Annotated in this window: 1 protein-coding gene and 2 pseudogenes; 2 read left to right on the forward strand and 1 reads right to left on the reverse strand. The window is 45.1% G+C overall.

Annotated elements, in window-relative coordinates; all coding sequences use genetic code 11:
* Positions 1 to 200 (forward strand): annotated as a pseudogene (locus F6K20_RS38590) (hypothetical protein); the annotation flags it as partial.
* On the opposite strand, the gene trmD reads toward F6K20_RS38590, so the two are convergent.
* Positions 194 to 868, reverse strand: coding sequence for a tRNA (guanosine(37)-N1)-methyltransferase TrmD (trmD, locus tag F6K20_RS38595; protein ID WP_009149558.1), 675 nt, complete (start codon positions 866 to 868; stop codon positions 194 to 196). The pseudogene F6K20_RS38590 and the gene trmD sit on opposite strands and share 7 nt — an antisense overlap.
* 196 nt (positions 869 to 1,064) lie before the next feature.
* Between trmD and F6K20_RS38600 the strand changes: the two are divergent.
* A pseudogene (locus F6K20_RS38600) lies at positions 1,065 to 1,385 on the forward strand (cyanophycinase); the annotation flags it as partial.

Consider the following 1,385-nt stretch of genomic DNA (forward strand, 5'->3'; position numbering starts at 1 on the left):
TCACCAGGATTTCAGCTGCTTTGGCAACCTTAGTGATGGGACTCTATGCCAAATATCCATTTGCCTACTCCCGATTCCCGATTCCCGATTCCCGATTCCCGATTCCCGATTCCCAATTCTCGATTCCCGATTCTCAATTCTACATTCTACATTCTACATTCCCGATTCCCGATTCCCGATTCCCGATTCCCGATTATTGATCATACAAATCAGGACGGCGTTCTTTAGTCCTCTGAATTTGCTGCTCTTTACGCCAGCGGTCAATTTCCCCATGATTTCCTGATAACAGAACTTCTGGAACCTTCCATCCCCGAAACTCAGCAGGTCTTGTGTACTGAGGATAGTCCAGTAACCCGGCTTCAAAGCTTTCTAATTTAAGGGATTCGGCTTTGCCTACTGTTCCTGGTAGCAACCGGGTGACACCATTAATCATGGCTAGGGCTGGGATTTCTCCACAGGTTAAGACAAAATCCCCCAATGATACCTCTCGGGTGACTAAGTGTAATACCCGCTCATCCACACCTTCGTAGTGTCCACAAATTATCACCAGCTGATCATAACCTGTGGCTAATTCTTTGAACAATTGCTGTTTCATGGGTTCCCCCTGAGGGGTCATTAAGATGACATCACGCTGGGGTAAAATGGGTAAAGACTCTACAGCCGCAAAAATCGGCTCTGGTTTCATCAACATCCCCACCCCACCACCATAAGGCTCATCATCAACTCGCCGATGTTTGTCAGTAGCAAAGTCTCGGGGGTTGATCAGATGCACTTCGGCAATTTGTTTGAGGAGCGCCTTACCAAGTAGCCCTGAAGTCAGGGGAGAGCTGAAGAAATCCGGAAATAGAGTGATAATGTCAAATCGCACAAACAGTTAAGGGAGGGTAGGGGTCTGGAGCTAAAAATCCTGTGGGAAGAGGCTAAGATACATAATCAGTGATTATGCATAAATGGTAAGGCTATAATGCGTGAATATCATTAAATAATCACGAAGTAAACTGAAAAATTGCTATAATGTGGCATTTTAACTAAAAAGCACTACTCAAAAGTATTGAACTCACCTCATGCCCATTACTAATATAATGCAGCAGTTAGAATCTCAATTGCAAAGAATTAGGATGCCTAAGTCCACTCAACCAGCTATTTTGGTAATCGGCGGCGCTGAAGATAAAGTTCATGGAAGAGAGATCCTGCAAACTTTTTTTGGGCGTGCTGGAGGAACTAATGCTCGCCTTGCCATTATCCCTTCAGCCTCCAGAGAACCAACCGTGATTGGCAGTCGCTATCAACGCATCTTTGAAGACATGGGAGCCGAAGAAATTCGGTTGCTAGATATACGCGATCGCTCTGAAGCAGAAAACCAAGACTTACTAGAGTACTTGGAA

Origin of the sequence: Moorena sp. SIO2C4 (assembly GCF_010672485.1) — a bacterium.
In the GTDB taxonomy this organism is placed as follows: Bacteria; Cyanobacteriota; Cyanobacteriia; order Cyanobacteriales; family Coleofasciculaceae; genus Moorena; species Moorena producens.